This is a genomic window from Acerihabitans arboris (genome assembly GCF_010131535.1).
GTDB classification, from domain to species: Bacteria; Pseudomonadota; Gammaproteobacteria; order Enterobacterales; family Enterobacteriaceae; genus Acerihabitans; species Acerihabitans arboris.
Window position 1 is genome coordinate 27,572 of record NZ_WUBS01000025.1, and the last position, 4,397, is coordinate 31,968.

Below are 4,397 nucleotides of genomic sequence, written 5' to 3' on the forward strand. Positions count from 1 at the left end.
CAACGACCCGAAGGGCGAGGCCACAGGCCGAGTCATCCTGCACGACCCACCACTTTCAAATACGGCCTCCCTCTAAAATTACACATCGAGCCGGCATATTGCACGCGTCGTGCGGATTTGAACGCGTCAAGACCTCCTCAATATGTGCATAACCCACGAGTCGGGTTTCACAGCATCCGCCGATTAAACGTCCTTGCTATCCGCGTTATGCAAAAAAGTTTACCTACTGACAATTAAATAGCTTGCTATTTAATACTGAGTTAACTAAATTACTCCCATGCACCGCATCGACGCTTGGCAGGCCAATCGACCAGGCAAGGCGCCGGGCATGTGCTACAGTTTTCTGGACCAAATGACGATTAATTAAATAGCACACTATATATTACTGAGCTACTTAATTAATCACTTACTTGTAAGCTAACGACTCGCTACGGCGATAACTTTTTACCGACGCAAGGAGAACCACCATGAGCAAATTAACCACCCTGTTTACCGCAACACTGCTGACCATGGGCATGAGCAGCGCCTTTGCCGCCCCCCAGGCCGCCACCGCCGATCGCCAGGTACAAACCTTCCTTAACGTGCTGAACAGCTCGGGCGGAAAACCGATGGAACAGCTTTCACCGCAAGACGCGCGCCAGGTCCTGACCAATGCCCAGGCCAACGCCACGCTGCCGCCGGCCGATGTCAGCGAAAAAACCATTAACGTCGATGGCAAGGATATTTCCCTGACCATTGTCAAACCTGCCGGCGCCACCGGCACGCTGCCGGTGTTTATGTTCTTTCACGGCGGCGGCTGGATTCTGGGGGACTTCCCCACCCATGAACGTCTGGTGCGTGATTTAGTGGTGGAATCCGGCGCGGCGGCGGTATTTGTCAATTATACCCCCTCCCCCGAGGCGCATTACCCGGTGGCCATTAACCAGGCCTATGACGCCACCCGCTGGGTCGCAGAACATGGCGATGAAATCGGCGTCGACGGTTCACGCCTGGCCGTGGCCGGTAACAGCGTCGGCGGCAATATGGCGGCGGTGGTGTCCTTGATGGCAAAAGAGAAAGGCGCGCCGAAAATCCGTTTTGAAGCGCTGATGTGGCCGGTGACCAACGCTAATTTTGATACCGTATCCTATAAAACCTACGCCAACGGCCATTTCCTGACCCGTAATATGATGAAATGGTTCTGGGATGCCTATACCAAGGACGTCAGCCAGCGCAAGGATTTCCACGCCTCCCCGCTGATGGCCACCACGTCCCAGTTGAAAGGGCTGCCGCCGACCCTGATCCAGACCGCCGAACTGGACGTGCTGCGCGACGAGGGCGAAGCCTACGGGCGTAAGCTGGATGCCGCCGGCGTTGACGTGACCGTTACCCGCTACAACGGCATGATCCATGACTTCGGCTTGTTAAATCCGTTAAGCCAGGTGCCGGCGGTGCGCTCCCAGCTGCTGCAAGCCGCCACCGAACTGAAAACCCATTTGCAATAGCAGTCTGATTGATGACGACCAGGGAGCTTTTGGCTCCCTGGTCGTGTTAAAAGGGGGATTGGTCGCGATGGCGTGTATGCCAGGGCTGCGCAGGTTTCACTTGCTGTTCTGGGGATATGAGTCATCCTAGGCCCTCGCGAACGTATCCAGAGCCATCAGGACGGCCTCTTCAAATGACGATTGATAAACGGCTTTCAGCCTTTAACATTTAGCGCAATATTGATACTGTTTTTTTCCGGTAAGTGCATATCACTCAAACACTACAATCCGCCGCAAGTACATCCTACCCGGCATGGCTGGTGCCAGCAGCACGCCTTCCCCTATCCAGAGGGCTGCAACCGGGTTTCAGCAAAATTTCCCGCGCATAAAGGCAATATAATCATCCTCGGGCAATTCCCGCCGGGCCGCCACCCTGCTCGGCATTTCACCGTCGGCGCTCAGCCATCGGGTGGCGACCCTGGAACACCATCTTGGGGTACGTCTGTTTAACCGCACCACCCGCAGCGTTTCTTTGTCCCAGGCAGGCGAGCAATTGCTTAACCGGGTTCGTCCCGCGCTCAATGAAATCGACGCGGCCATGGAGGGCGTCAACCAGTTTCGCCTCACGCCGTCCGGGCGGCTGCGGCTCAATACCACCGAAGCGGCGGCCAGGATGATCCTGCGGCCGGTGGTGCTGGAATTTTTGCAGCGCTATCCCGATATGACGGTGGAAATCGTGGCCGACGGGCGGCGGGTGGATATCGTTGCCGAGGGATTTGACGCCGGCATCCGGCTGGCGGAAAGCGTGCCGCTTGATATGGTTGCCGTGCCCTGCTCGCCGCCGCTGCGCTTTTTGGTGGTGGGTTCGCCTGCATACTTTGCCCTGCGCGAACAACCGGCGGAACCGGAGGATCTGCTGCGACATCGCTGTATCCGCAGTCTGCTGCCCAGCGGCGCGACGCTGCACTGGCAATTTGAGCGAGAGGGGGAAAAACGCCTTATCAACGTAAAGGGTCCGCTAACCCTGGATAACCAGCCGCTGATGATCGACAGCGCCCTTGCGGGCGCGGGGCTTACGTGGGTCAGCGAGGCGGCGGTGGTAAAATATCTTGCTACCGGCGCGCTGTTAAGCGTGTTGGAACAGTGGTCGCCCCGATTTCCAGGGTTGCATCTCTATTATCCCGGACACCGGCTGGTACCCGCCGGTTTGCGTATGTTTATCGAGCTTATCCATGAAGTGATGGCGGCGAGCCAGCACCGCCATGATGGAGGCTGATGCAACAAACAGTAACGCTCGCCGCAGTCGCCACGACTTTATCCTCACGGTAAACAAAAGGTTGCCACTCCCTATTCTACAATTCGGGTTAATTAATTAACTGTTTATACCTGCGATTAATTTGTCCCGCCATGAATGCGTCAGAAACCAGAGAGAGGTGAGTAATGAAACCCATACGGCTCCCCAGCTCTATTATCCCCCCGCCCCATTGCATCGATGGTCATAACGCGCGGCAACGCCATGCTACGAAGCTAAATTTGACGGCCGCACGGATGGGCAACCCGGCGGAAAAACAAGAAAAGCAGCCGGTGTACGCAGCACAGGGTAAGGAGGACAGGCGCCAGGGCATGCCGGCTCAAAGCGAAGAGTACGCGGGCCGGCGCGGGCCAGGTCCGAATCGGCAGGGCGCCGCCGGATGTCCGGGGCCATCAAACAACGAGCAAAACGCTTTTCAGGATCAATTTCTTCGTCGGCTACCAGGTCTTCGTCGGCTACCAAGGTTGGTTCGCAATGAGATCGAATTATTGCAACGGTACTCCATCGCGGTTTACTCTAACGACTGTGACATGTTACTCCGCCTTCTGAACAGACCGTCCGTCGACTTTATAGCCAGCCTCACGTACTTTACCGACTATGTGCATACGCTTTCAAATATACTGAACGATCGGAACGTACTGGGGCTGGCGGAAAGGGACATTAAACTCATCACAAAGAAGTGGACGGAGTCTGCGCGTGCCTTTTACTGCATCCGCGACCGGGTAAGCTTTGATGGCGATGTTTATAGCGAGAAGTTAGCGGCTATATGTCATCTCTGGTCGCACACGCAGCCCGTACAATCGGCGGGCTGTGCGGCGACGGCGTCAATGCTGTGCGAGTACCGCGCGAAGCATGGCATGCCCGGTTTGCACTACTGGCTGGTGACTGGCACTAATGACCCCGGACGCGACATAAGTCTATTCGTAAATGCGTTCAGCCGCTGGGCGGATGAACATGTTTGTAAGGAGGCCGGCATCATGCTGGCCGGGGAGGTGGCCGCGCGTCTGGCCGTACCGGACAGTGCCCGACAATTTACCACGTAGGCGCTGGCCAATCTGGTCAACGGCCTGTGCAAGTGGCCGTGGGAGGAGGCCTGCCGGCGTGCCGGCATCGCGCTGGCCGGGAAGGTGGCCGCGCGCCTGGGTATACCGGACAACGCCCGGCAATTTAACCCGCAGGAACTGGCCATTCTGGTCAACGGCCTGAGCAAGTGGCCGTGCGAGGACACGTGCCGGCGAGCCGGCATCGCGCTGGCCGGGGAAACAACCACGCGCCTGGCCGTACCGGACAGTGCCCGGCAATTTAACCCACAGGCGCTGGCCAATCTGGTCAACGGCCTGAGCAAGTGGCCGTGGGAGGACGCCTGTCGGCGTGCCGGCATCGCGCTGGCCGGGGAGGTGACCGCGCGCCTGGATATACCGGACAGTGCCCGGCAATTTAACCCGCAGGAACTGGCCAATCTGGTCAACGGCCTGGGCAAGTGGCCGCGCGAAGACGCCTGCCGGCGTGCCGGCATCGCGCTGGCCGGGGAAACAACCACGCGCCTGGCCGTACCGGACAGTGCCCGGCAATTTAACCCACAGGCGCTGGCCAATCTGGTCAACGGCCTGGGCAAGTGGCCG

General features: G+C 58.0%; 4 protein-coding genes, 1 other RNA gene and 1 pseudogene (1 of these 6 cut by a window edge). All 6 read left to right on the top strand.

What is annotated here, in order from left to right; translation table 11 throughout:
• Positions 1 to 52, top strand: a non-coding RNA gene (locus tag GRH90_RS24680) — RtT sRNA; it begins 159 nt to the left of the window's first position.
• 457 nt (positions 53 to 509) lie between these two features.
• Positions 510 to 1,484, top strand: a complete 975-nt coding sequence (locus GRH90_RS24685; RefSeq protein WP_376766103.1) for an alpha/beta hydrolase — start codon at positions 510 to 512, stop codon at positions 1,482 to 1,484.
• A gap of 397 nt (positions 1,485 to 1,881) precedes the next feature.
• Positions 1,882 to 2,001 (top strand): annotated as a pseudogene (locus tag GRH90_RS26575) (helix-turn-helix domain-containing protein); the annotation flags it as partial.
• Between the two features lie 60 nt (positions 2,002 to 2,061).
• Complete coding sequence (locus GRH90_RS24690; RefSeq protein ID WP_281352801.1) at positions 2,062 to 2,739, top strand: LysR substrate-binding domain-containing protein; 678 nt, start codon at positions 2,062 to 2,064, stop codon at positions 2,737 to 2,739.
• 272 nt (positions 2,740 to 3,011) lie between these two features.
• Entirely contained in the window at positions 3,012 to 3,818 is an 807-nt protein-coding gene (locus tag GRH90_RS24695; protein ID WP_162368634.1) for a hypothetical protein, read from the top strand.
• A gap of 84 nt (positions 3,819 to 3,902) precedes the next feature.
• A partial coding sequence (locus GRH90_RS26645) for a DUF1601 domain-containing protein (protein ID WP_162368635.1) occupies positions 3,903 to 4,397 on the top strand: 495 nt, incomplete at its 3' end.

Coding starts and splice junctions, on each gene's coding strand:
- GRH90_RS24685 (WP_376766103.1), top strand. CDS start 510: ATGGGCATGAGCAGCGCCTTTGCCGCCCCCCAGGCCGCCACCGCCGAT.
- GRH90_RS24695 (WP_162368634.1), top strand. CDS start 3,012: ATGGGCAACCCGGCGGAAAAACAAGAAAAGCAGCCGGTGTACGCAGCA.
- GRH90_RS24690 (WP_281352801.1), top strand. CDS start 2,062: ATGGAGGGCGTCAACCAGTTTCGCCTCACGCCGTCCGGGCGGCTGCGG.